This is a genomic window from Paenibacillus sp. LjRoot56, assembly GCF_964253335.1.
GTDB lineage: Bacteria > Bacillota > Bacilli > Paenibacillales > NBRC-103111 > Paenibacillus_E > Paenibacillus_E allorhizoplanae.
Window position 1 is genome coordinate 254,150 of the sequence record NZ_CAXURV020000006.1, and the last position, 24,029, is coordinate 278,178.

General features: G+C 40.6%; 24 protein-coding genes and 1 pseudogene. 10 read left to right on the plus strand and 15 right to left on the minus strand.

Going from position 1 to position 24,029, the window contains the following annotated elements; genetic code table 11:
• Positions 1-17: 17 nt before the first annotated feature.
• The 4 genes from ACSQ8O_RS34455 to ACSQ8O_RS34470 all read right to left on the minus strand — a co-directional run bounded on the left by ACSQ8O_RS34455 (position 18) and on the right by ACSQ8O_RS34470 (position 3,371).
• A complete protein-coding gene (locus ACSQ8O_RS34455; RefSeq protein WP_436245394.1) occupies positions 18-380 on the minus strand; it encodes a hypothetical protein in 363 nt (120 codons plus the stop codon).
• A gap of 89 nt (positions 381-469) precedes the next feature.
• Complete coding sequence (gene sdhC / locus ACSQ8O_RS34460; protein ID WP_436245395.1) at positions 470-892, minus strand: succinate dehydrogenase, cytochrome b556 subunit; 423 nt, start codon at positions 890-892, stop codon at positions 470-472.
• 20 nt (positions 893-912) lie between these two features.
• Positions 913-2,649 carry an FAD-binding protein gene (locus tag ACSQ8O_RS34465; protein WP_436245396.1) on the minus strand — a complete coding sequence of 579 codons (1,737 nt, stop codon included), beginning with the start codon at positions 2,647-2,649 and terminating at the stop codon, positions 913-915.
• Positions 2,649-3,371: a succinate dehydrogenase/fumarate reductase iron-sulfur subunit gene (locus ACSQ8O_RS34470; protein ID WP_436245397.1), complete on the minus strand. Its 723-nt coding sequence runs from the start codon at positions 3,369-3,371 to the stop codon at positions 2,649-2,651. The genes ACSQ8O_RS34465 and ACSQ8O_RS34470 overlap by 1 nt, the downstream gene beginning before the upstream one ends.
• Positions 3,372-3,492: 121 nt before the next feature.
• On the opposite strand from ACSQ8O_RS34470, the gene ACSQ8O_RS34475 reads away from it, so the two are divergent.
• The 6 genes from ACSQ8O_RS34475 to ACSQ8O_RS34500 all read left to right on the plus strand — a co-directional run bounded on the left by ACSQ8O_RS34475 (position 3,493) and on the right by ACSQ8O_RS34500 (position 8,697).
• Entirely contained in the window at positions 3,493-4,239 is a 747-nt protein-coding gene (locus tag ACSQ8O_RS34475) for a GntR family transcriptional regulator (RefSeq protein ID WP_436245398.1), read from the plus strand.
• Between the two features lie 33 nt (positions 4,240-4,272).
• Positions 4,273-5,058, plus strand: a complete 786-nt coding sequence (locus ACSQ8O_RS34480) for a sulfite exporter TauE/SafE family protein (RefSeq protein ID WP_436245399.1) — start codon at positions 4,273-4,275, stop codon at positions 5,056-5,058.
• Between the two features lie 114 nt (positions 5,059-5,172).
• Entirely contained in the window at positions 5,173-5,451 is a 279-nt protein-coding gene (locus ACSQ8O_RS34485; RefSeq protein ID WP_436245400.1) for a UxaA family hydrolase, read from the plus strand.
• A 3-nt stretch (positions 5,452-5,454) separates the two neighbouring features.
• A complete protein-coding gene (locus tag ACSQ8O_RS34490) occupies positions 5,455-6,612 on the plus strand; it encodes a UxaA family hydrolase (RefSeq protein WP_436245401.1) in 1,158 nt (385 codons plus the stop codon).
• A 203-nt stretch (positions 6,613-6,815) separates the two neighbouring features.
• On the plus strand, positions 6,816-7,607 hold the full coding sequence (locus tag ACSQ8O_RS34495; protein ID WP_436245402.1) for a FadR/GntR family transcriptional regulator: 792 nt from the start codon (positions 6,816-6,818) through the stop codon (positions 7,605-7,607).
• 40 nt (positions 7,608-7,647) lie between these two features.
• Positions 7,648-8,697 carry a YeiH family protein gene (locus ACSQ8O_RS34500; protein ID WP_436245403.1) on the plus strand — a complete coding sequence of 350 codons (1,050 nt, stop codon included), beginning with the start codon at positions 7,648-7,650 and terminating at the stop codon, positions 8,695-8,697.
• Positions 8,698-9,081: 384 nt separating this feature from the next.
• Here the strand turns inward: ACSQ8O_RS34500 and ACSQ8O_RS34505 are convergent, their stop codons facing one another.
• The 4 genes from ACSQ8O_RS34505 to ACSQ8O_RS34520 all read right to left on the minus strand — a co-directional run bounded on the left by ACSQ8O_RS34505 (position 9,082) and on the right by ACSQ8O_RS34520 (position 12,204).
• Positions 9,082-9,357 carry a hypothetical protein gene (locus ACSQ8O_RS34505; protein WP_436245404.1) on the minus strand — a complete coding sequence of 92 codons (276 nt, stop codon included), beginning with the start codon at positions 9,355-9,357 and terminating at the stop codon, positions 9,082-9,084.
• A gap of 83 nt (positions 9,358-9,440) precedes the next feature.
• A complete protein-coding gene (locus ACSQ8O_RS34510) occupies positions 9,441-10,208 on the minus strand; it encodes a YheC/YheD family protein (protein ID WP_436245405.1) in 768 nt (255 codons plus the stop codon).
• The gene (locus ACSQ8O_RS34515; protein ID WP_436245406.1) at positions 10,202-11,116 is read right to left on the minus strand and encodes a CapA family protein; all 915 of its coding nucleotides are present in this window, start codon (positions 11,114-11,116) and stop codon (positions 10,202-10,204) included. The genes ACSQ8O_RS34510 and ACSQ8O_RS34515 overlap by 7 nt, the downstream gene beginning before the upstream one ends.
• Before the next feature lie 575 nt (positions 11,117-11,691).
• Positions 11,692-12,204, minus strand: a complete 513-nt coding sequence (locus ACSQ8O_RS34520) for a hypothetical protein (RefSeq protein ID WP_436245407.1) — start codon at positions 12,202-12,204, stop codon at positions 11,692-11,694.
• Between the two features lie 380 nt (positions 12,205-12,584).
• Here ACSQ8O_RS34520 and ACSQ8O_RS34525 point away from each other — a divergent pair, with 380 nt between their 5' ends.
• Positions 12,585-14,390 (plus strand): ABC transporter substrate-binding protein, encoded by a 1,806-nt coding sequence (locus tag ACSQ8O_RS34525; RefSeq protein ID WP_436245408.1) that lies wholly within the window; start codon positions 12,585-12,587, stop codon positions 14,388-14,390.
• 194 nt (positions 14,391-14,584) lie between these two features.
• Here the strand turns inward: ACSQ8O_RS34525 and ACSQ8O_RS34530 are convergent, their stop codons facing one another.
• Positions 14,585-14,743 carry a hypothetical protein gene (locus tag ACSQ8O_RS34530; RefSeq protein ID WP_436245409.1) on the minus strand — a complete coding sequence of 53 codons (159 nt, stop codon included), beginning with the start codon at positions 14,741-14,743 and terminating at the stop codon, positions 14,585-14,587.
• 373 nt (positions 14,744-15,116) lie between these two features.
• Here ACSQ8O_RS34530 and ACSQ8O_RS34535 point away from each other — a divergent pair, with 373 nt between their 5' ends.
• Complete coding sequence (locus ACSQ8O_RS34535) at positions 15,117-15,719, plus strand: MepB family protein (RefSeq protein ID WP_436245410.1); 603 nt, start codon at positions 15,117-15,119, stop codon at positions 15,717-15,719.
• Between the two features lie 570 nt (positions 15,720-16,289).
• Here the strand turns inward: ACSQ8O_RS34535 and ACSQ8O_RS34540 are convergent.
• The gene (locus ACSQ8O_RS34540) at positions 16,290-16,670 is read right to left on the minus strand and encodes a ParB N-terminal domain-containing protein (protein ID WP_436245411.1); all 381 of its coding nucleotides are present in this window, start codon (positions 16,668-16,670) and stop codon (positions 16,290-16,292) included.
• Positions 16,671-17,287: 617 nt separating this feature from the next.
• A complete protein-coding gene (locus ACSQ8O_RS34545) occupies positions 17,288-18,148 on the minus strand; it encodes a hypothetical protein (protein WP_436245412.1) in 861 nt (286 codons plus the stop codon).
• Between the two features lie 1,008 nt (positions 18,149-19,156).
• On the opposite strand from ACSQ8O_RS34545, the gene ACSQ8O_RS34550 reads away from it, so the two are divergent.
• On the plus strand, positions 19,157-19,822 hold the full coding sequence (locus ACSQ8O_RS34550) for a protein kinase family protein (protein ID WP_436245413.1): 666 nt from the start codon (positions 19,157-19,159) through the stop codon (positions 19,820-19,822).
• Positions 19,823-20,177: 355 nt separating this feature from the next.
• Here ACSQ8O_RS34550 and ACSQ8O_RS34555 read toward each other — a convergent pair whose 3' ends face one another.
• From ACSQ8O_RS34555 to ACSQ8O_RS34570, 4 genes and pseudogenes are all read right to left on the minus strand, one after another.
• Positions 20,178-20,384: a hypothetical protein gene (locus ACSQ8O_RS34555; protein ID WP_436245414.1), complete on the minus strand. Its 207-nt coding sequence runs from the start codon at positions 20,382-20,384 to the stop codon at positions 20,178-20,180.
• Positions 20,385-20,508: 124 nt separating this feature from the next.
• Complete coding sequence (locus ACSQ8O_RS34560; protein ID WP_436245415.1) at positions 20,509-21,147, minus strand: S-layer homology domain-containing protein; 639 nt, start codon at positions 21,145-21,147, stop codon at positions 20,509-20,511.
• 383 nt (positions 21,148-21,530) lie between these two features.
• Positions 21,531-22,151 carry a VanZ family protein gene (locus ACSQ8O_RS34565; protein WP_436245416.1) on the minus strand — a complete coding sequence of 207 codons (621 nt, stop codon included), beginning with the start codon at positions 22,149-22,151 and terminating at the stop codon, positions 21,531-21,533.
• A 64-nt stretch (positions 22,152-22,215) separates the two neighbouring features.
• Positions 22,216-22,452 (minus strand): annotated as a pseudogene (locus tag ACSQ8O_RS34570) (D-alanyl-D-alanine carboxypeptidase family protein); the annotation flags it as partial.
• A gap of 299 nt (positions 22,453-22,751) precedes the next feature.
• On the opposite strand from ACSQ8O_RS34570, the gene ACSQ8O_RS34575 reads away from it, so the two are divergent.
• Positions 22,752-24,017: an IS110 family transposase gene (locus ACSQ8O_RS34575; RefSeq protein WP_436245417.1), complete on the plus strand. Its 1,266-nt coding sequence runs from the start codon at positions 22,752-22,754 to the stop codon at positions 24,015-24,017.
• Positions 24,018-24,029: the final 12 nt, after the last annotated feature.

Sequence of the window (24,029 nt, forward strand, 5' to 3'; positions counted from 1 at the left end):
TAGCCTCCCCAATTTTGTTAACCCATTGTCATAATTTTAATTAAAGCAGCCCCACCCCAAAGGGAAAAAACAATTCCGACTGTCATCAAACCAAGGCTCCAACGTTTAATTACACGTTTGTTACTTGTATAATCAAGCACAATATTGCGGATTCCGTTTAACCCATGAAATAATGAAAGAGCAAGCAAGCTAAAATCCAAGGCGATATACCCGATTGTACGTAACCGTTCGATTAAATCCGAATAATTTGGATGTACGTCGGGATGAGCATAATGCGAGTTCCACATATGAATCACAATTAAAAAAATAAGGGCGACACCGGTGACTCTTTGAAAAAACCAGGTAAGAACATTTCTTCTTATTTTAGATGTCGTATCCATGGTTATATCTCCTTCCTAATTAGGTAGGGGGGGCCCCGAAAAGTAATAGGAATAAGCTACAAAGCATAACATCACTTTTTGGGGTTTTGTTATAGGAATGCTCGAATAAACAGCCAAACAAATATACCTACAGCAAGACAGCAAATGAGCGCAAACAACTCTTTTTGCCTTTTCACAAAAAAACCCATATCCACTAAAACCAATCGAATCCCATTTAATGAGTGGATAATAACACCGGCAAGAATGAGTAGATCGAATAAGAGAAAGACAGGATTATGAAATAAAACTTGAAAAACTCCCTGAAAGGCGTCCTCCCCCATGAACATTGCCGTACCCATCGTTCCAATGTGGGCTAGTAAATATAATAATAATCCTACACCGGAAATGCGGTGAACTAGCCAGGCTTTCATCCCTACGGAATGGCGTCGCAGAACATCTATCTTGTGAATCTCGGGATCGACATCTACTAATTTGTGATCCTTTGTTATTTTAAATTCCGCCATCTCTTCCATCCTTTCAAGATTAACTTTATTTAACTTGCAGCGACCTTTTCTCTGGCGACATCCCCAAAAATTTCTTCAGGCTGCACATGCGTAAATTCAACAGGATGAATCTCTGTTTCAGGCCCATCTTGACCTTGTTTCATAAAAATATTATTGTACCAATTCTCATTATCTGTTACTGGACAATCCGTACGGAAGTGAGAACCACGGCTTTCTGTCCGCAAATAGGAAGCTAATGCAATCATTTGTCCGATTTGCACGATATTTTTTACATTCAACACTTCATGCCATGCGAGATTATAGTCTCTCACCCCAGCTACGCTAATTCGATTTACACGTTCGGCATATTCCGATAACTTCTCAAGGGCGATTTTGAGATCGGGGCCATTTCTTACGAGCCCTACCTTCTCCCACATCAAATCGCCAACTTCTTTACGCAATTGAAAGGGGTTTTCACCTTTTTCCCGTTTGAAAGGCTGCATCATTTGATCAACAAATAGATTCACCTGACTTTCAGACACTTGATGGCGTTTCACTACCATGACGTATTCAGCAGCAGCATCTCCAGCTCGTGCTCCGAAAACCGTGGAGTCTGCCACGCCGTTTCCTCCAAGGCGATTCGAACCATGAATCCCACCCGCATCCTCACCGGCAACAAATAGCCCGGGTATTCCGCTAAAGCAATCTTTATCAATGGTGACGCCCCCCATGTGGAAATGTCCGGTAGGACTTACATCCACGGGCTCCATACTTAGATCGCGACCAACATCTTTGCACCGATCAACCATGCCTGGGAACATTTGCAACACTTTTTCACGACCCAAATGAGCAACCGATACTTGTACACCGCCTAGACGAGTCCCCCGTCCGGCCATAATTTCCATGTAGGCTGCTCGCGCTACACGGTCCCGCGTCGAACGTTCCATCCGTTCCGGATCATACTTTTGCATAAATCGTTCGCCGAGTGAATTATATAGGTGGCCGCCAGCACCTCGAAGCCCTTCCTCTAATACGCCGCCATTCAAACGCGAGTTTTCGGCTAGCAGACCCGTTGGGTGGAATTGCATCATTTCCATATCAATGAAATTAGCCCCCGCCCGATAAGCCATTGCCATGCCGTCTGCGGCTTTTTCCAGGGATGGAGCAGCAATTCGATACATGCTTGCTCCGCCGCCAGTTCCGATAATGACAGCCAAAGACTCTACTACGATGAATTTCCCAGTTCGTAGATTTAACATTAAACACCCTGCTATAACACTTTGATCGTCGTTATATAAAAGCTCGACAGCACGAACTTCATCCCAGCAAATAACGCTTTCTTTGGCATAAAGTTGATCCCTGAGTCGGTTAATAATTTCTATTCCCGTTAAATCTCTTCTATGTACCGTGCGGTCAAACGATTGTCCAGCAAAAGCCTTTTGATGTATCGTTCCATCCGGGTTACGGTCAAAGAAGCAGCCCATCTTCGTTTCCAACTCACGAATTCGTTTGGGTGCATCGCTGACTAACGTCCACGCTAATTCTTGGTTGTTGATCATGCCGCCGCCTTTAAGGGTATCTTTGAAATGCATATCGAGGGAATCGTTAGGATTAAGAACGACATTATAACCGCCTTGAACCATACGGGTGCATCCGCTTTTGCCGACCAATCCTTTTGCAGCTACAATAATCTTCAATCTCGGGTTACGGTCGTAAGCATGATGGGCGGCAAATAATCCCGCACCTCCGCTGCCAAGAATGAGAATATCACATTGGACACGTTCCATTATTTGTTACCTCCCTTAAATGCAGCAGTAACCGCACGCGATTTCAATTTTTGGATGGACCAAGTTGGAGCTAGCTTCTTCGGACAAACTTCCATACAGTTGAAAAGGGTATGACAACGGAGAACGCCATCCTCACTTGCAGCCACTTCCATCCGCTGCCCAGTACCTTGATCCCGTTCATCTGCGACAAGCGTGTAAGCTCGATTCAATGCAGCAGGACCGATGTAGCTATCGTCTAAAGATACTAAAGTACAAGCTGAATAACAGGCACCACAAGTAATACAGTCTATGTTTTGATCAATAATTTCACGGCTGCCCGAATCTGGGGGAATCACGGCAAAGTCATTTTCCGCTTCAGCAGTTGGTACAAAATATGGCTTGATACGCTGCCATTGCTTAAAGAATGGATCCATATTCACGGCAAGATCTTTAATGATTGGCAAATTCCGTAGAGGACGTACGGTTATCTCCGAACCAAGCTTCGCAATTTTCGTCCGGCATGCGAGTCCTTCTTTATTATTCATGATCATTCCGCAGGAACCGCACATGCCCAGACGGCAGGAACATCGAAATGAAATCGTTTGATCTTCGTCGGAAAGAATAATAAATAGCGCATCCAATACCGTCATATTCTCTTTCGCATCCACGGTATATGAATCATACCTAGCCTCCGTATCGACATCTGGATGATAGCGAAGCACTTTGATTTTCACATCTGCCATGTAGTTCCCCCATTTCAAAATCTTTTTGCTTTACATTGTATTCAATCATTATAATTTGTATTATAATGTTATATAACGATTCGTCAATCATTTATTTTTAACTTAGGAGGCAATTATTTATATGATAGATCGCACTAGCCACATCAGTATGTATGCACAAATAGCAGCCATTCTCGAGTCTGCCATTCAAATGGGAGAGCTTCAGCCTGATCAGAAAATTCCCACTGAAGCAGAGCTAATGGAAACATACAATGTTAGCCGTATGACTTCCCGGCAGGCCATTGAAATATTGCATGAGAAAGGGTTAGTTGTCAGAAAGCAAGGGAAAGGAACTTTTGTCATTGGTCCGATGCTTAAACAAGAGTTAGGCGGCATGGAAGCGTTCTATGATTCTTTCTTGCAAAAAGATTTAGTACCCAAGCTGCTTGAAATGAAGGTTACCGATACACCAGATGATGTTGTGAGCATTTTAGGGGAACAGTTTAAACAATCCCTTTTTCTAAAAAGAATGTACTACCGCGAGGAAGAAATTTTCGGTTTCAGTCTCATGTATTTGCCAGTGAGTTTAGCTTCCACCGTTACCTGGCCATTGGCTGAACAGAATGCAGGCTACACTTTGCTCACTAAGCATGGAGGATACTCTTTGAAAAATGCTAGCTTGACTATTCGCGCCCTTCCTGCCAATAAAGAACAAGCAGATCTCTTGAAAATTTCGACCAAAGATCCATTGCTCCAGTTGTCGAGAACAAGCTTCACCGCAGAGGGGCAGCCGATCGAGCATATCAAGCTTTATTTGCGTTCTGACTTATGTGAATTAAACATGAACGTGCCAGGTAATTCCTTCTTGGTTGATGGGATTAGAAAATAGAACGAATAAGCAGCTAATGAGGAGATGGATGACATGTCATTTGCTTTGATTCTCATTGGATTTACCGGTGGTATTTTAACGGGGTTAATGTCAGTTGGAGGCGGGTTAATTCTCACTTTTTTACTGCTGTTGACCCCTTCTTTGTTCGGACAGGAATACAGCATGCATCGGATAGCTGGAATGGTCATCGTGCAAACTCTATTTTCCTCAAGTTCGGGTTTAGTTACTTACTGGAGAAGCCGTCTCATTGATACGTATCTGATTCGACATATGGGACCACCCTCTTTGATTGGCGGAGCTATAGGCAGCGCTTCATCGGAACAGATGAGCCATGAGCTGCTAACCGCCATTTTTGCCATACTTGCCCTGATTGCAACGGCCTCCATGTTTATGCGGCGTGTTGAAGCGAACTCAACACCGTACCGTAATAAAACATGGGCTGTTTGTTTAGGCCTCGGTATCGGTTTATTAGGCGGTTTATTTGGTTTAGGAGCTGGTTTTTTAATTTTACCAGTTATGATTAATCTATTTCATATCGAATCTAGAACAGCCGTAGGTACTGGACTGGCGGTTGGATTACTTCTTGTGGTCGGTGCCCTCATCGGAAAAACGGTTGGAACTGCTGGGACCGGTTTCCCTTGGCTCGAAGGCTTCATTTTAGCCATAGGTGCGATACCTGGTGGATTACTCGGATCAAGACTTGGGAAAAGGATGAAATCACAATCTCTACATATCATTATGGCTATTGCGATTATTATCGTTTCGATTAAAATTTGGGCTGGTCTACTTAGTAATTATGGACTTGTACCAAAATTTTGAAATTGTTATTGTCAAAACCGAATTGTCAGATTATACTGAACTCATAATTGGTAATACCACTTACCTATTACTCTTATGATAGGTACCAAAAAAATCTTTTAGGAGGCTTACACGATGCACAAGTTCCTAATTCACAAACAAGGAGATCATGTCGGCGTGGCTACGTCTGACATCGAATCCGGCGAGAGAGTAATTGGTGTCTTTATGGATGACGAGTCAACCATTGAGGTTACAGCCAATAGCTCCATCCCACTCGGTCACAAAGTATCCATTGTCGATTTGGCTCCAAAAGGTCATGTTCTAGAATACGGCTTGCCAATCGGGGTTGCCCCAAACGGTTTTAAAATCGGTGATTATGTTCATACCCACAATATCAAAACACTGAGGTGGTAGAAAATGACAAAACAACTTTATGGTTATCGTAGAGAAAACGGTGATGTAGGTATTCGCAATCATGTAATCATTCTCCCGGTAGACGATATTTCCAATACAGCTTGCGAAGCGGTAGCTCGCAACATTCAGGGGGTTATGTCTCTCCCCCACGCTTACGGGCGCCTTCAATATGGGAAAGACCTTGAACTGCATTTCCGTACTATGATCGGTACAGGTTCCAACGCGAATGTAGCAGCAGTGATCGTCATCGGCATTGAGCCGAATTGGACGAAAGTTATTGCTGATGGTATTGCCAAAACCGGAAAGCCAGTTGCCTCCTTCTCCATCGAAGGAACAGGCGATCTGGAAATCATTCGCCAAGCTTCATGGAAAGCAAAAGAATTCGTTCAATGGGCATCCGAATTGCAGCGCGAACCTATTGAATTAAGCGATTTAAAGGTTAGCATCAAATGTGGCGAGTCCGATACGACAACAGGGTTAGGTTCTTGTCCTACTGTCGCTCAAGCTGTTGACCGTCTGATCGATGCCGGTGCAACTGTATTTTTCGGCGAAACTTCTGAACTGACAGGAGGCGAGCATCTAATTGCTGATCGTTGTGCAACGCAAGAAGTTCGACAGAAGTTTATGTCCATATACGACGATTACATTACTGAAATTAAATCTCAAGGAGTCGACCTTCTTGGCTCGCAACCGACGCAAGGTAACATTGCCGGAGGATTGTCAACGATTGAGGAAAAAGCACTTGGTAATATCGAGAAAACAGGCAGTAAGCCGGTAATTGGCGCCCTTGAACCAGGTGAAATGCCGCAGAACGGGCCTGGGCTCTATTTTATGGATACATCGTCCGCTGCTGCCGAGTGCATTACATTGATGGCTGCAGGTGGAGCGGTTCTCCACTTCTTCCCTACAGGTCAAGGCAACATTATCGGCAATCCGATAGAACCCGTCATTAAAGTTACAGCAAATCCAAAAACAGTTAACACAATGAGCGAGCATATCGACGTTGATTGCAGTGGGTTGTTATCACGTGAAATCAATTTGACCGAAGCAGGCGACATGCTAATGGATTACCTCTGCCGTGTTGTAAACGGCCGTCTGACTGCAGCAGAAGCGCTTGGACATAAAGAATTTGTTATGACTAAGCTTTATAGAAGCGCATAAGACTCCTGAGTTCAAATACGCAACAAATCCTCATAGTTGGATGCCTTACAAGGTATCCAACTATACATTTATTTGTGAGTTTCATCCTTCCGAATAACGTGAAAGGGATGTCTTTAGAGCACTATTTTGCTATAATGGATCCGTTCATTCACGTAGTTAAGTCTGTCCCTTGTACGAGGGTAAGAGAAAGAAGGTTAATTCACTTGTTTAAATCGATTAATGAGGAACGTAAAACATTTTCACGCAAAGTGGTCGAACATATCCACGAACTTCTCGCTTCCGGTCAGCTTAAGCCGGGTGATAAACTTCCTTCTGAACGTGAATTGGCTGAAATGATGAATGTTAGTCGGCCAACCATTCGGGAAGCATTCAAAATTTTGTCAGCCATGAATTTACTTAACATTCGTCAGGGTCATGGCGTTTTTGTTGCAGATCAAAATGCGCGACTTGACAATTTAGCCTCCTTCTTGTTTCTGCAGACCGACACGATTTATGAATTATTCGAAGTTCGAAAGATGATTGAAACGGAGAGCGCCGCCAAAGCAGCTAAGCGGGGAACATCTGACTTCTTGGAACAAATCTATGAAACAACACGTGATTGTTACAATAAAGTCATCGTGCAGCAACAGTTTCAAATCAAAGAAGAACGTGATAAGTTTTTGTCCGAATCCGATCAACAGTTCCACCTGACCGTCGCTGAAGCAGCAGGTAATGAAGTTGTTATGCGAGTTATGACCAATTTGATAGATTTACTGCGGGAGAGTAGAATGCAATCCATGAAAATTCCAGGGAGGGTCGAGCAATCCCTGAAGGAACACATGCTTATTGCAGAGGCCATTAAAGATCGAGACGCAGAGTTGGCGCGTTCGAGAATGTTCGAACATCTTAGCAGTGTCGAAAGAACTCTTCTCCTTGAACTAGAACAAGCAGGAATACCAGCCAACTTAAAGGATGAAAGCGAAGATCCTTCGGACATATCTGAGAAGCCGTTCTAATTACTTTATAGAACGAAATTTGGCGATGGGAGATGTTAGTTTGCAGATTCCTAATACACAGCCGAGTCCTCTCGGAACAACCGCTGTAAGTGATATGGCCAGTTGGAAAAAGCCTCTAAAAGGTATCGCTTTGACGGCAACTCTCGCTGTATTGGCGGGGCGAATTGCAGAAGCTCCATTCTTTTCCATTATGGGAATTATGATTATTTCCATCATGCTTGGTGTCCTATGGAAATCTGTCATGGATATCCCTGTAGGTGCCAGCATCGGCATAACGTTCAGCAGCAAGTTTTTGCTTCGGGCAGGAATCATTTTGATGGGAGTTCGTTTGAATCTTAATCAAATTTTGAATGCTGGAATGCGAGTCGTTTTTATCGACATCATCGTGATTGCATTTACTTTGACTATCATGATCTTCTTGGGTAAATGGTTACGGGTGGATAAGACTTTAGGGGTTTTGATTGCCGTTGGCACCGCGGTTTGCGGCGCGGCTGCCATTGTCGCTGTTGCACCATTAATAGGCGCAAAAAAAGAACAAACGGCTATTTCCATCGCTTGCATAGCTATTTTAGGGACTATTGGAGCTGTTTTTTATATCTTCTTGTATCCTTATTTGGGGCTTGATCCTTATACTTACGGAGTTTTTGCAGGTTCTACACTGCATGAGCTGGCACACGTCATAGCAGCTGGAGTTCCTGGCGGAGATATAGGCAGCGAGACAGCTATTCTAGTCAAGCTTGGCAGAGTGGCTCTTCTCATCCCTGTTGCTCTTGTATTGAGTTACTTCTACCGTAGCGGTGAACGAACAGAAACGGATAAAAAGAGTTGGAGAAACTTACCCGTCCCTTGGTTCATCTTCGGCTTTTTAGCTATGAGTTTGGTAAACACAACAGGCCTGCTGCCTTCGTCGATTATTCACTTCTTGATTGCGGCAAGCGTTTTCTTAATGTCTATTGCAATGGCAGGACTTGGATTGAGCATCAACATGACTGATTTCAAAAAAGTAGGAAGAAACACCATTGTTATGGCTATTGTGGGATTTGTTGCGTTGACAATACTGGGGCAGGTACTTATCTCCGTTTTTTACTAGTTCTTCTTAGCTAAAATTTATAAATGGTGTTCGACAGAAACGGTAGCCGTCAATTTGACGGTATGCCGTTTTTTTATTACAGCACTACCTCTCATCTACTTAATTTCCTTCCGAGCGCCAATCACCTTGCTTAAACTCCTTTAAATAACAAAGGAATGCGACACATAACAAAGCACTGCAGATAATTTCTTTAAGTAAAAACATCGTGATCATCCTCACATTCGATTTAATTCCGATTGGTTTACTTGTATTAATAATATATGTAATACGTAATTTTGTCAATCAGTTAAACGAATGATGGACATGGCGGTACTACCAATTTTCTATTTGAAAGACGAAAAAAGCCTCCTTGGCAAGTGGCTTTTCGATCATTCCATATTAACATTAATTTCTTATCAGAACTAATAATCCTGATTTATTTCGCACGCTATTTCTTTGTTGTATACGTTCAGCTTTAGCCTCATTAATTGCCCCTTCATATCCTTGTCTAAGTATACAATTCCACCTGAATGAACACGCGCTGATACTGCTTCCAATACGCTCGGCAGCTTCTGAAAATGCCTTTAATTCGTAACTCCCTTGACGGATATGCTTAAGGGTTATTTCTACTAAAATTGCGTCATTTTCGGAGATCATCAAGTCATCGCTTCTTTGATTCATTCGTTCACCTTCATTTCCTTTTTCTCCATTTTCGCCTAGATAGATACGTTTTATTCGTATTTATTCATTCTTATAGTTTTTCGTTAGTTTGTGAATCTTTCGTAACGTATAATTTTGCGATACATCCGCTTATCGGAAAGAGCATTAAAAATGTATTTATCTGGCCGCGTATTGACCTCTATGATCCATGGCTTCATCTCTTTATCAATACCTATATCAACCCCATACGACCTAAAATTCGGGAAAATTCCACTCATATGTTTACTGATCCTAACTCCTAGCGCCTTAAGTGATTCAACATAGGAAACCTGCTCATTTTTAGGAATAAAAGGTGAAAGTAGCTTTCCCACCGGCATTGGCCTACCCCCGCTATGGTAGTTGGTCACGACCTTATTAGGCATGGCTAATCGTCCCACGATACCGGTTACCTCCCACTTACGCTTGCGGTTTCTCTGAACCATTATACGCAGATCAAACGGAAGTCCCTGATAGTGGAGTAAGTGTATGGCCTTCTGCACCAAGTAGGTTTTTTTCCTTTTTGCTTTCTGAAAAGCGACGTACGCTCCTTTAAAGGTTGCGAACGAACGGTGCCGTGTGCCGTTATCTAACCGATATTTGGAATCAATGCGAGACAACTTAAAAATACCATAACCTCCGGTGCCATTACTCGGTTTTAAATAGACAGCGTGATATTTTTCCAACAGTCCCTCCACGTTTGTTTCGGTTGCAAGGATTGTTGGCGGTAAATTAAGCGCTAGTTCCTCATTAGTTAATAACGCCTTGTATTTGCCTAGCTTGTTATTCCAGTAACCCATACCTTCACCCCAATTTGTTGATAACCGTTCTACCAATCCGGTACAACCCGATAAACGTTTTTCTTCCCTGCATTTTGCAAAATGCGGGTTGGCACTTTTGACATTTTCAACACGTCCGTTGTTCCTTTTGCATTTTTCGTTACTTTTAACATTAAGATTGTTCCTCTCAGTCTAGCGGTATGCCGGGGAAGTTCGGTGGATACGAAATTTCCCAGAGAAGACGCCGCTACCCGATTTCTAATGACTCTGTCGATGTCCTTCACCTTAAACATTCTTATCGGATGCAGTACATGGGGATGCGCTCCTAGCACTACATTTACACCTTGCTTAAACAGCAGCTGCATGAGCCTGATTTGGTTGCGGTCGGGATATGTTCGAAATTCTTTCCCGAAATGTAGGCAAGCGATGATAAAATCTGTTCTACCCTTCAAACTGCGTACATCCGCTATTATTCTTTGATGGTTTAGCCGATTGACTAACCATGGCTCTGGCACTGAGATCCCATTTGTGCCTTTCGTATAAGCCAATATTCCGATGTTTATTCCCTTTACGTTAACAATTAGTTTCTGGCGGGCTTCCTGTGCAGAGCGATACGTTCCCGTATGTTGCAGGCCATGTCGATCGAGGACATCTAATGTTCGTCTCAAACCGGATCGTTTCCCGTCCATACAATGGTTATTGGCTGTGCCTACCACATCAAAGCCCAAGTTCCGGAGCGTAGCAGCGAATTCGTCAGGGGTATTGAACAATAGCTTCCCGGGATCTTCGCGAAAATCGTTGCCGGAGAATGTCGTCTCCAGATTGCCAATCGTTAAGTCAGCTTTCCGCAGATAAGGTTTTACTTTGGAAAAAATAGGATCGAATCCGCCTTCCCGTGCGGCTGAAGCGATCATCTTCTTTTTCATCAATAAATCCCCAACTGCAGCGATTGTGATTGTCGTCAATCCACCCACTCCTCTCATGATTACACCTTATGCGGTAGAAAAGCGAAATGCTTGAAAGTTGGGCGCCCTTGGAACGGCCAGTAGAAATAAAAGCTCAAGTCTGAATTAGCTTGGCTTTCGCATTCAAATCCTTTATATCTTAACTCTCCTGTCCAATCTGTAATTGGAAAATAAAAAGGAGCTGTCTGTTGACAGCTCCTTGATTTGAAATTCTCAGTAATATCTTCTTCGGACAATTGTTCAATCTTTGAAGAGTCCTTTTTTTCTGACCTGAACTACTTAACCTATATGCTTTCAATTAGCTCTAAGGCAATTTCCATTAGAACGCCCCCCTAAACTGCCCTTTAGCTTAATGAAAATAGAACAGCCGATGATCGCAAACTGCTCCATGGCGCGTTGAACTAACGTTCTCTCTTAGTTTAAGAATGCGATGCGGTTAGGTGGTACAGGGGTGTCTGCCCTGATTCCACGTCCTCAAAATCGTCTCGGGCAGACCAAGGGGCGTCAGCCACGAAACGTGAATACGGTGTTATCGGATGTTCCCTCTTCTTCGAATTCGCTAGGGCTCGATCTATTTAATAATTTCTATCTGTCATATCTTTGTCTTTAAACCATATTTGAATTTCTTCAATCAGGTCTTTACCTCTTAATGCGATTGAAAACTCACCACATACAAATATATCTTCCGAATATTTTACAGTATTAAATTTAGTGTTTGATTTTATATGATTTATTGCGTCCAGTCGGTCCATTCCAATCCTAATCGAAAATATGGAGTAGTCAGGATTAGAAAACTCCAAGGAACCAACCTTACCATTAAGATCATTATCAGCATCATTGGAAAAACTAATTCTAACTTTCTTCTCGTTATACGCTCGCCCATGCCCCCCCATACCATTGATATATTCACCTGGGCCCCATTCTTGAATTACTTCGTCTTCAGACATTCCAAACTTTATGTCTTCAATTAATAAATTCTTATTTAAGGTGTCTATATCTATCTTGGATTTCTCATACCAAAGAAATGACAAAATAATAAGGGATAAAAATACAATACCTGTTAGGATATATCGTTTTCTTAATTTCATTTTTATCATCCTTTAGGGAATTTACAATAACGTCTTATTTGAGAAATTCGAATAATAATCTGGGTTAGATGGATTTACGTACTTCACAAATAACCAAAAACCATATTGAACTATTCGCTAGGAAATTAATATCTTCCTTCTTTAATCCGATTCAACTACTCTACCCCGATACTTCAGTGAATCATAAAAAGAATTCCTTCAATACAGCGTAATCCACACCCAAACTAGCGTTCCAACACTAATTCTCTCTTTTTCATTGAAGCCATTCACATCATTCTATAAGATAGAAATTGTTCCGTAGTCTCAAATATCCTAAAATGTTATACTTCAATAATCTACTATGATTTTCTGTATTTTTAGCGACCAAAGGGGTGATCAGCATGCTGATAGCTGAACGCTATCTGACTTTATACGACCGTTTTGGCGGTGGAAACTCGAATGGCGAAGCTGTGGAGGCAACTCTGGAAGAGTTGGCAAATGCGCTATTCTGCTCGTCAAGGAACGTGAAACTTGTGCTGAAGAAATTAGAGGAAGAGTGTCTCATAAATTGGCTGCCTGGCCGCGGTCGCGGTAATCGATCACACATAATTTTCAAGGTGCATAAAGAAAACTTCTTGCTTAACCTTGCTACGTCCAAAGCAGATCAAGGCGATTATCGCACATCGTTCGAAGTGCTCAGCATGTACGGTGAAGGAACAGAAGCCAAGATCAAGTTCATCGAATGGCTACAGGGGAGATTCGGCTATCAGAAGGAAACAGTGAGAGGTCTTACCGAATGCGATACGCTTCGTTTTCCTGTGTACCGTAGCGTCCAAACGCTCGATCCTGCTAAAGTGAATTATGCCTTCGACTCACACATCATCCGGCAAATCTTCGATCGTCTAGTCACGTATGACGAGACCGTAGATCGGATAGTTCCCGGAATTGCTCATACGTGGAACACAGATTCGCAGGCAATGGAATGGACTTTCTACTTACGCAAAGGTGTCTTGTTCCATTCAGGTCGTGAACTGACCTCTCAGGATGTAGTCTTTACCTTCGAACGGCTTCGCTCTCAAAACATGCCTAACCGCTGGATGATGAGAAACCTTTCGGTTGTGGAAGCTCTAGGACCGCGTACCGTGCGTTTTGTACTCTCACAATCAAATAGGATTTTTGACCGTTTTTTATGCTCAGCCGCTTCTTCCATCTTGCCTCTGGATTTGAACGGACACAGTGAAGAAGACTATTGGCGACTGCCGACGGGCACAGGACCTTTCCAACTGCTCTCCTTTTCTTCACATCGCATCGAGTTGGCTGCCAATACCTCCTTCTACGCGGGAAGACCCTACTTGGATGACGTCGATATCATCATCATGCCGGAAGATTGCCAACAAGAGTCTACAATTGGCTTGCCCTCCGTGATACAAACTCATGATGGGGATAAATCGGTGCAGGAAGAGAATCCAGAAGAAAATTGGCAATCTCTCGTCCGGTTGTGCGATGGCTGCACAATGATGACATGGAACGGAAATAAAGAGGGGTGGCCACAGAACGAGAACTTCCGCAAAGCCGTAAGTCTCATGCTCGATCCTGTGGCTATGCAATCCGAACTAGGCGGAGAACGCGTGCTGCCTGCTTATTTTTTGCGCCCTGAAGACAGTTTGCAATATGAGCGCAAAACTGCAACCGATTCGGAAATCTATCATGCACTGTCTCAATCCAGCTACGACGGGACCGAGCTTCGACTTGTCGTACATGAAAAGTATGAACGAGACGGACGATGGATCGTAACGCGCATGACTAACTTTGGCATTGCTGTCGAGCTATTTTTGGCGAATTGGACCCAAGTTTTAGATCCTAAAATCATATCTAGCGCTGATTTCACTATTTCGGGGATCATTCTAGCCGAAGATGATGTCTGCGAGATTGACATGTATGAACATGAGGAATGCATCTCCAGTACTTATCTAACTCCTTCACTCAAATGCTGGATTCTTTCCAAAATTGACTTGGCTCTTGGCTCTGAAAACATTCAAGCCCGTAGAAGCCACATGCGCGATATCGAGGAACGTCTCCGGGAAGAGTGTCATATCATTTTCCTGCATCATCGACAGCTGAATACTTATATGCATCCTTCGGTTAGAGGCGCTTCATTCAACTCTAACGGCTGGATAGACTTTAAACAAATTTGGCTGGAAAAATGATCAAAAGATACCGTTTCACGTATAGTGTTAAACTCCCTACCGTTATTTCATTAAAGCAAAAAAAGAGCTACCGCGATGAAGTGACCCCTATTGTTAAACACCATCTAACGATTGGAGGTGCAGTTCATCTTTAGCCGTCTGCCTTCATGCTTTATTGATTGAACTATCGTTATCCGTTAGCTTAATGATATATCTTACACTCTATTTACATTTGTTAAATTCCCAGGATAAGCTTCTGTTAATGTAATTGATATTAATTGAGTAGGTTTAGTTTGTTCAGAATATTTTTGTTGAGATGAACATGCACTCAGCAAAAACAAGCTTAAAATCGCAACGATTAAAAATTTTCTCATGAAATCCCCTCTTCCTTAATAACTACTAATCATTTAGACGTTCAGCATCCATAAAAGTTCCATCATTTTACAGTATTTCTATCTTGGTTATTCTGTTCAAGGAAAATAAAGTACTAGACCGGATGTATTGATCCCACGCGGCTTTTAGCATTACAAAATCGTCAGACTTCGTAAAATAAGTATTAGACTGACCCCAATAATAGAAACAGCGGCAGTCTTGGACGAGAAAATAAAGTCTTAGACTGTCGCTATTTTATTGAGCTATTGTTTCCGCTAGCTAAGTGAACTTGTGTACTTGCGATGATTGCATTAAGATAGTGAACATTAAGAGCAACAATGGATTGCTACATGAAACATGGAGGACTTTGAACAGATGGATGAAAAAAATCGAGACATGTCAGAAGCATGTTCTAGCGATCAAAATTCTTGGATTTCCTCTGACACAATTCATAGTGACTTACTTGCTACCAAGGATTTTGTTTATAACAAATGCAGGTTTGATTGTTCTCGACCACTCCTAGAAGCACAAAATTCTGAATATGGGGCGTATGTATTTAACTTGAATGCTCTCTCTGTTAGATTTCGTGTTGCAAGAATCACTCCTACAAAGATCGGGCAGTTTGTGACTTTATGGGAGAGAATTGGGGATGGACCGATCCAACCTTATGACGTTTCAGATTCAGTTGATTTCTTCGTTATTAGTACACGAAAAGGTAGTAATTTTGGTCAGTTTATATTTCCAAAAGCTGTTCTATGTGAGCAAGATATAGTATCCAATAAAGGTAAAGGTGGTAAAAGAGCAATACGCGTTTACCCACCTTGGGACATTCCTACAAGCCGTCAGGCTAAAAAAACTCAGAGATGGCAGTTGGAATATTTCCTAGAGATACCTGTGAATATACCAATAGACTTTGTTCGTGCTCAAATGCTTTACAGTTCCAAATCGTTAGTGGAAACCAACAGAGGTCCCAAATAATGTTTATCTCTTATTCATAGAGTTAAATTGCTCTAAATTCAATATGCAAAAACACAGCAGTTTATCAAAGTGGGTTCGGGACATACATCACGAACCCACTTCGTTTATATGATACCAATGCTTCATATTCAAAACTCATCACTCCCATTGTTTAGTTCTATACTAAATCAGACGAAGCGAAAAAGTAAAAAATTTCCATAATTCAACTTTTATTACTTAGACTATTTCACCCTAATACTCGATAATTGAGAAAAGGCTACTGATTCTGCGGTAGCCTTTTTCAGGTCGTTTTAATTCAATAATAAATAAAACATTAACTGATAAATCCCCTTGTTCTTATGTCTTCTTTGTTTAGTAATATTCCAGCTTTAGAGTTCATTGCACTGATTATTCCTTGTTCTTTGTATAAAAAAACAGGCTTCATCTTTTTTACACCATTGAGTAAACTGAAATCAAATTTTAAATTGGAAACCCTAATTTTTGGATGTCAGATTTATTGACAAAGATATTTTTTATAAACCAAAATAGAGAATTCCCCTTTAGGTCTCTGGTACAGTCTAGGGATATCTCCTAGTTTGTATTATTCAAATGGAAATGGGAAGCCATTTCCAAATTGTTATCCCAAATAATAACAAAATACTTTTCTTTCTTTAGTATTTCTAAAGCACCTAAACGATGATTACCATCTCTTATACTAAATATTCCATTTCTATTTTCCGCAATTAATGGTGGCATATCCCACCCACCTTCAATACGTTCACAAATTTGATTAATGTTGTAGTTCCACCAATCTTCATTTTCAACGTACTCCATATGCTGTTCAGGTCCAACCACTCTATCGAGACGATTTATTTCGACTTCTAATGGACCTAGATAGTATCGTTTTTGCATTTTTAAACCTTCCGATAAACCAACATTATCTCCTTCACCATTCAAAAAAAATGAATCCATGTTTCAATATCACCATTTGAGGCATATTCCATAGCTGCTTTCAATGTAAATTCCGACATAACTTACACCTTCTTTTTATATTTTTTCCTATTCCATGAAGTATTCGTGGAGTAATTCAACTAACGTTCTGCGTTAGTTGAACGAGGTGTTTTTAAATTTCTGCCCTTTTCGCATCATCTCTAGCCATGTATTTATTGGAAGCAACTTCTCCATATCCAATTCTTGCTTCAATGCAACTCCTGCGCTATATTTTACCGCTAGAGTTCAGCAAATGAAATGCATGCTCATGCTTTCTGTTAATGTAAAATCATCATTAAGCTCGTTATTGTCCAAGCCATTATACCAAAGCATATAGAACTGAGGATTTTATATAAGCTGTTATGCTCCTTTTGTGCTACAACTGTGATAAAGCAAAACATAAAAATAAAACCAATGAATGGCATAAAATAAAGTCCAATAGCCTGTGACAACATTTGCATTTCCAAACCTCCCTAAATCTTAAAATAATCTTATGATGACAGGTAAACTATAAACATTCAATTAATTTTTCCTTTAATTGTAAAAAGGCAGCTAATCAATGTCAGCCGCGAATCTCATTATTTAACTATAGTTATCCGTTAGTGGAATGAGGGATTTGGGATAAAATCTTTCACCCGAATATACCCTTTTTGTCCTCCTGAACTAATTATTTGGTATACTGGACCGATCCTAGATATTTGCGTCTCTGACTGAATAAAGACCGAATTAACCCACTGCTCATCTTTAATCTGACCATGTTCATCGTAGATGGTCGAGTGCGGCGCAAGTCTGCCCTCCTTGGCTTTAACTGGGTCGTAACCTTGTAAGGAGGACTTTGGCACCCACATATCTGCACCATATTCCGCATCATACTGTACGATACTCACAGCCACCCAATCCATATAGGATTTTTTAATAAGGACCACCTTACCAGCCCACAAGTCCAAATGCAGATTTTTTACTTTATTACCAGGAGCAGAAGACACCGGCACTTCATTTGCGACGATCATTTCATAAGGGGGTTCTATTTGAATATTGGCGGCTTCCTTACTGAAATAGAATTCGGGAATCCAGCCACTTAGAGCTTTGGATTCGACTTGGACGTACTCGTCTTGTATCGCTAATATACGAAATGTATCACCTTTGTTCACTTCGAACACCGGTCCAACACCTGAAACCTCATTTGGATCATACCGAGCGCCAATATCAGCCTGCACTGTATAGGTTTGATTGACTTGAAGTCCATATGCCGAGACAGATACTTCTCTGGTAGTATTTGAAACCTTAGTTGAGGATGTAGTTTCGTCCGTCACCTCATAAGTGGAGGTATTCTTCTCTTTTTGGATTGTTTCTGAAACAGCTTCGAAGGTGGAAACAGCCTTAGTCTGAATTTTCTCTTTTAGGCAGCCAGATATCAAAATGACTCCACAAATGAGTAGCAAAACGGGAAGTGTTCTCATCACTCGATCTCCTATCCCTTCTTTTCTTTTAGTTTCACGTTTCAAAGTAGCACATTCTGTGACGGTTCAATCAGGAGCTCGGTTGTTTTTTCGTTGTTTCTTCTTTGGATGGTTTAGATTTTTTACACTTACTACTCTACAGCTTTCATATAATCCAAGAGACATTAGTAAGTTGTATCAAAATGCCCCCTATTTGGTTGGTAAACATTTATGGATCGCTTTAATAATTTCGATTATGCTTCAACAAATATCTTGATAAAGTTACTGTTAGAATAAGTGATGTAATTGCAATAATAAATAAACTAATTACTTCAACAAGACTTTGAATTTGTAATCGCACATTCAAGTGATCCAATATTAAAAAGCGTATAGTTATTAAAGTAAGGTAATAAATAGATCCAAACAATAAAATGAATACTATCATTTTTATGAACTTATACATGAGAAACACCTCTTTCAAAAAATAGGTGCGGGGGAAAATCCTCTTGCAATCACCTAATTAAATCCATTTGCTTACATATATAGACGTAGCAAGTTCTATTTAGTTGATAATAGTGCTTCAAAGTATGAACTTAATTACACGAAACTAACATCGACTTGTTCCACTCTACCGCCCGTTAGCACAACGCGGCTGCCGATCCGCGCCAGCAGCCGCGTCTTTGTTGCTTTATGTCATCATCAAGTATTTAACTTGTTGGTAATCGGAGAATTTCTTGTGTTGATACAAACATGAACATCAAACTCCTATAAAGTAGGTGGATTTGTGTCGCAAGACTACAATGTTGGGATTGAACTTCGCTCTAGTAAAAAAAAATTTTTAAAATAATACCATATGATGCCTTAAATGCCTACATTAATGACACAAATCTACCTAGATTGTTTTTAGCGCGTAAGATGTCGTTATCTAACCATCTATAATTTTTGATATATATGTCCAAGCAATTTTTGCACGGTCCACATAAAATAAATCATAAATCTATCAATCTCGTAGAAATAGGAGGGGCTATGATGGGAACCATATGGGGTGGATATACCGTTGATCTTAACTTGATCGGGTCTGGAGCTTTAGGCAAGGTCTATAAAGCTTATGATTCCAAAGGACGCCAGCTGGCAATCAAAGAGACTTCCAACCGTGAGGCGGCAAGACGCGAAGCGCGGATTATGCAGAGTTACCGGATCGGCGAGTTTTTGCCACGCTACTATGATTATTTTGAGATCGGGGAAAAAGGCTATTTGGTTACTGAGTATATCCAGGGGTCGACTTTGGGCAATGACTTTCACAATACCTTCACCAATAAGCGGGATCAGGACTTAAGTGTAGAGATTACAATCAACGTCCTCAAGGGGCTTAGACAACTCCACAAAACAGGGTATATCCATAATGATGTGCTGCCCAAAAATGTAATGATACTTCACAATAAGCCTGAGACTGTCAAAGTAATAGATTTCAACATTGCCAAAGAGATTGTGAGTCCCGCTGTCATGAATAAGGAGCTACAGGCTGTGTGCAAAATATGCGCTTTCCTCATGAACGGGACGCTAGCGGATATCCATAAGGCGGAAATTCGCGATAGAGATCTTAGGCGTGTGTTATTGAATCCCTTTGACGTAAACAATAAGGACAGGTATCCATCGACTGACGCACTCATTGCCGCATTGCGGCCTTTTTGCTAAGGCACCTGACTGGACCTATAAACTATCGTTTCCCGTTAATTTATTCAACTTTATTATGTTGAGAATTGAGATATAACACGAATAATACAAGCCCCGCGATACTGAGAATTATACTAATAATAAGCGTGTAGTTTACTAAATTCCAAATATCAGTGGTTATTAAATTCTTCAATTGCTCCTTCTGTATACTCTTAAAAGAAATAGCTCCAGCTACGTAGATCAACACTTTTTCTAATCCACTTATACCAAACAGAAAAACCCCACAAATAAATAATAATACCTTCATACTCACAATCTAATAATACCATAAATTGGAATACTCCCTCTTGCTTTTAAATTAGATCGTCATTAAACATTACCACCCATCAACACAAAAGGCTGCACGAGGCAGCCTTCTTGTGTTTGTTAAACTATAGTTTACGTTAGCAGAATTCCGTGAATTAGAAAATTCACTCTCTCCTAAAATCGAATTTCTCATTTGAGGAACAGCAATCCACTTGAAAGCAAAATTTAAGTACATATTTTTTGGTTCTCTTAATTTCATAAATAATGTTTTGGTCATCGTTTAAATGTTCCATATTCCTCCACTAATAATGACCTAATTTAATTTTCTTAAAGTATAATTTCATTTTACTATTGCGCAGAAAAAGACGATTTAATCTGGCTCTTCTTTAAATTGGGGACACTTAATATTTTATCGTTAAGTCATCCAAACCGAGTAAAACCATTTGCCGAGAAATTGGAACTGAGCCATTATAAAATCCGTCTGAACGTAGATAAGGAAAAAATTTCAAAGCCAAAGCCACATATCCTTTTGCATAATGGGATATTGTTTCATCGTTTCCTCCTTGCGTTTGTTTTGCTTCTGCATCTTTTCCAAGACCACGTACCATAAAAACAGCAAATTGCTCTTTTGTCACCTCACCACTAGGGTTGAACTGATCTATCGCTATACCCTCGATAACACCTGCTTGGCGAAGTGCTTCTATATAGGGTAGCGTATATCCAATTTGGTCGTCTGCCTTTACATCGTTGAAGCTTGAAGTTTTCAATGTGCTATTTATTTCTACACCTACTGCAAGAGCAACGATCTTCGCGAACTCCGCACGGGTTATTGTTTCATTTAGACCGAACCATTCCTCTGAGTCCCCCTGTATAATACCTGCAGATAACCATTTGTCTACTTTAGCTTTTGTCGCAACATCCATATCGTTAAGATCTTTGAAATCTGCAGATGTTTTCGCATCAGCAGCATGGGTCCCAGTGTTTGCTATTATTATTGAGAGTACAATATACAAGCAAATCAAAAGTGATTTTCTCTGCATTTTAATCTACACCCTTCCAATTTTATGTCTTATATCATTATTTATTTGTGGTGAGACGATATCCTTTAACTTCTTGCCGATATTAACAAATAATCCCATATAATGGGACGCTTCAAATACATTATTAGTTGCGCACAATTCCTCCCAAGGTTACAAAAAATGGTAACTTTAAGACAGGGTACCACCACGTAATACTGCCCGTTAGCGGAGCGTGCTCTTTTAAACATGTCAGCAATCGGACACTCAAGAACTTGATCCGATTAATAAAAAAATCCGCGATTTACGCGGACTTGATTCGGACAATGTTCTTGCCATCCGACATTTATCTTTTATTCTGAAGAAAATTTAATTAGTCTGTTTCTGACCCGTTTTTCACTCTTCGACTACGGAAGTAGTCTAATTTTAATGCCTAGTATATAAAATAATATCGCTTTAAATGTAATAGCAAACAAAATAACGATTAGTCCTGTTACTACAATTGTCAAACGCACTTTCTCCTCATCCTTAAAGATCAATAATAAAACTTTATATACTAAAATCCCAATTAATCCACCTAAGCTATTTAAAATAATATCATCAATGTCTGTAGCTCCAATTCCAAATATAAATTGGAATATCTCAACAAGTAAACTAATAAGAAAAACAATACCCATACTTATGGATATTTTCTTGTCCTTCTTTAATAATTGTACATACACGCCCAAAGGCATAAACAATATAATATTACCCAATATATTCGTCATTACGATAATAGGTGAAACATTCAGTTCACCTGATAAATAACTATATATAGTATAAAATGGTATTACATCTACAGATCTATAGTATATTCTATCTGGACTAAATAATTCTAATGGTGAAACATACTTAAAAAGAAATATGAGAAGAAACAGAAAAATATAAGATATCAGAAAAACACCAAATAATATAAATGACTTAATACCTTGTCTTATATACATAATCACTTTCAACTCCACAAATACTAATTCGTTAATAATTCCCAACAGTATATCCACCACTGTTGAAAATATTTCCTATCCACGTTAATAAGCATTATAGCACAAAGGCTGTTTTTTCCTTCGGATAAAGTAAAATAAACCCGTATGTCCAGGCATTTTTGGTCAGCCATTTTCCTTCAGGCGCTTGATTCATATCCGGTTGCGTAGATCCAATATCAAGGGCCAAACCTAAGTTATGTTCGCTGTAACCCGCTGGCAAAGCATAATCAGCACCCATATCTTTATAAAGCTGACCTTGTTCTTTGTTGTCGCGATAACCGCTGTTAATCATAAAATGACGAACCCCATCTTGGGCATCGGCGTTTCCTCCTTAACACTGCATGCCTTCAGGATAAGGAAAGCTGATTAAATTAGAAGTGGGACAAATATAAAATTTTTCTTAAATGTCTGAAATCATTGCGGCAAACGCACTTCATCGCCATAATTGATGACTGCCTTTCATGTTGTTTTTGAACTCTCGTTGCTCGTTAGATTCCTGTAAATGGATAAATTTCAGCTTTGTAAAAAAAGGAGCGCCTCTGTACGATGGAAGTACGCTACGGGTCAAAAGCCCTTTAATTCCATCATCCAGGAGGACGCTCTACTATGAAGTTTAAATCACAAGATAAGCAAAATCAACTCATTGAAAACATTACCTTTAATCATATTGTTGTTGGTGTAGACATTGCTCAGGAGTCACATGTTGCCAGAGCGGTTAACTTTCGAGGTGTCGCTCTCGGTAATCCTTTAGTGTTTAATAATGACGAGGATGGTTTCAAGTCCCTCGACCGGTGGATTCGCGACTTGTTAGCTTCATTTAAATTATCTCAAGTTATCGTTGGTATGGAACCGACCGGCCATTACTGGCTAAGCCTTGCCGGGTGGCTCCAAAACAAAGCCATTGAAGCCGTACTTGTTAATCCTCACCTAGTTAAAAAGAATAAAGAAAACCGCGACAACACACGCTCTAAAAGCGACAAAAAAGATGCTTTAGTTATTGCCGACATGGTGAAAAACGGCTACTACTCCCCTGTTCGCTTCCATTCTTCCGAATACGAGGAGCTGCGAGTGCTTATGGCTAACCGAGAAACGGTCGTTAAACGACTCGTAAGTGCCGTTAACCAGATCCACCGCTGGGTCGACATTGTCTTCCCTGAACTGAGACAAGTCTTTAAAATCTTAACTTGCAAGGGTGCATTGTTAACCCTTCGGCTTTTTCCGCTCCCGGCTGAGCTATGTAAACTAAGTCCTGACGATGTAATTAAAGGATGGCAGAAATCAATGAAGCGGCATTCTGGTGTGCGTAGAGCTCATCTACTCATCGATCTTGCCAAGAAAACTGTTGGATCTAAGCAAGCAACACATGCTTACAAACTCCATCTGGAGCAGCTCCTTGAGGAGCATGACTTAGCCACTAAACAACTGCAGAGGATAGAAAAAGAAGCCAAAGACGTTGTGGAACGTATCCCCTATTCAGGCAAAATCCTTGCCATTACTGGAATAAGTGCAATTGCTCTGGCTGGTGTTTTAGGAGAGTCTGGGGATCTTAGAGGTTATGCCCACGGGAATGCTCTACTCCGTCACGCAGGACTTAATTTAACCGAAGCAAGCTCTGGAAAATGGAAGGGACAACTGAAACTCAGCAAACGAGGTCGTCCTCGACTGCGTCACTTTCTCTATTTAATTACTATGTGTATGGTCATGAGTAACCAAGAATTTAAAGCCTTACACCACTACAATGTTCAGGTGAAAAAGCTTAAAAAGATGAAATCTATTATGAAGCTATGTGGAAAGTTAGCTCGATTCTTAGTAGGAATGGCTCGTAGTGATGAAGCTTACAAACCCAATAAAATCTTTGCATTAGCAGCTTAACATAAACCTTAT

Coding starts and splice junctions, on each gene's coding strand:
- ACSQ8O_RS34475 (WP_436245398.1), top strand. CDS start 3,493: ATGATAGATCGCACTAGCCACATCAGTATGTATGCACAAATAGCAGCC.
- ACSQ8O_RS34535 (WP_436245410.1), top strand. CDS start 15,117: ATGGATGAAAAAAATCGAGACATGTCAGAAGCATGTTCTAGCGATCAA.
- ACSQ8O_RS34470 (WP_436245397.1), bottom strand. CDS start 3,371: ATGGCAGATGTGAAAATCAAAGTGCTTCGCTATCATCCAGATGTCGAT.
- ACSQ8O_RS34505 (WP_436245404.1), bottom strand. CDS start 9,357: ATGAATCAAAGAAGCGATGACTTGATGATCTCCGAAAATGACGCAATT.
- ACSQ8O_RS34525 (WP_436245408.1), top strand. CDS start 12,585: ATGCTGATAGCTGAACGCTATCTGACTTTATACGACCGTTTTGGCGGT.
- ACSQ8O_RS34550 (WP_436245413.1), top strand. CDS start 19,157: ATGGGAACCATATGGGGTGGATATACCGTTGATCTTAACTTGATCGGG.
- ACSQ8O_RS34520 (WP_436245407.1), bottom strand. CDS start 12,204: ATGAAATTAAGAAAACGATATATCCTAACAGGTATTGTATTTTTATCC.
- ACSQ8O_RS34455 (WP_436245394.1), bottom strand. CDS start 380: ATGGATACGACATCTAAAATAAGAAGAAATGTTCTTACCTGGTTTTTT.
- ACSQ8O_RS34555 (WP_436245414.1), bottom strand. CDS start 20,384: ATGACCAAAACATTATTTATGAAATTAAGAGAACCAAAAAATATGTAC.
- ACSQ8O_RS34485 (WP_436245400.1), top strand. CDS start 5,173: ATGCACAAGTTCCTAATTCACAAACAAGGAGATCATGTCGGCGTGGCT.
- ACSQ8O_RS34545 (WP_436245412.1), bottom strand. CDS start 18,148: ATGAGAACACTTCCCGTTTTGCTACTCATTTGTGGAGTCATTTTGATA.
- ACSQ8O_RS34490 (WP_436245401.1), top strand. CDS start 5,455: ATGACAAAACAACTTTATGGTTATCGTAGAGAAAACGGTGATGTAGGT.
- ACSQ8O_RS34575 (WP_436245417.1), top strand. CDS start 22,752: ATGAAGTTTAAATCACAAGATAAGCAAAATCAACTCATTGAAAACATT.
- ACSQ8O_RS34530 (WP_436245409.1), bottom strand. CDS start 14,743: ATGAGAAAATTTTTAATCGTTGCGATTTTAAGCTTGTTTTTGCTGAGT.
- ACSQ8O_RS34465 (WP_436245396.1), bottom strand. CDS start 2,649: ATGGAACGTGTCCAATGTGATATTCTCATTCTTGGCAGCGGAGGTGCG.
- ACSQ8O_RS34540 (WP_436245411.1), bottom strand. CDS start 16,670: ATGGATTCATTTTTTTTGAATGGTGAAGGAGATAATGTTGGTTTATCG.
- ACSQ8O_RS34560 (WP_436245415.1), bottom strand. CDS start 21,147: ATGCAGAGAAAATCACTTTTGATTTGCTTGTATATTGTACTCTCAATA.
- ACSQ8O_RS34480 (WP_436245399.1), top strand. CDS start 4,273: ATGTCATTTGCTTTGATTCTCATTGGATTTACCGGTGGTATTTTAACG.
- sdhC (WP_436245395.1), bottom strand. CDS start 892: ATGGAAGAGATGGCGGAATTTAAAATAACAAAGGATCACAAATTAGTA.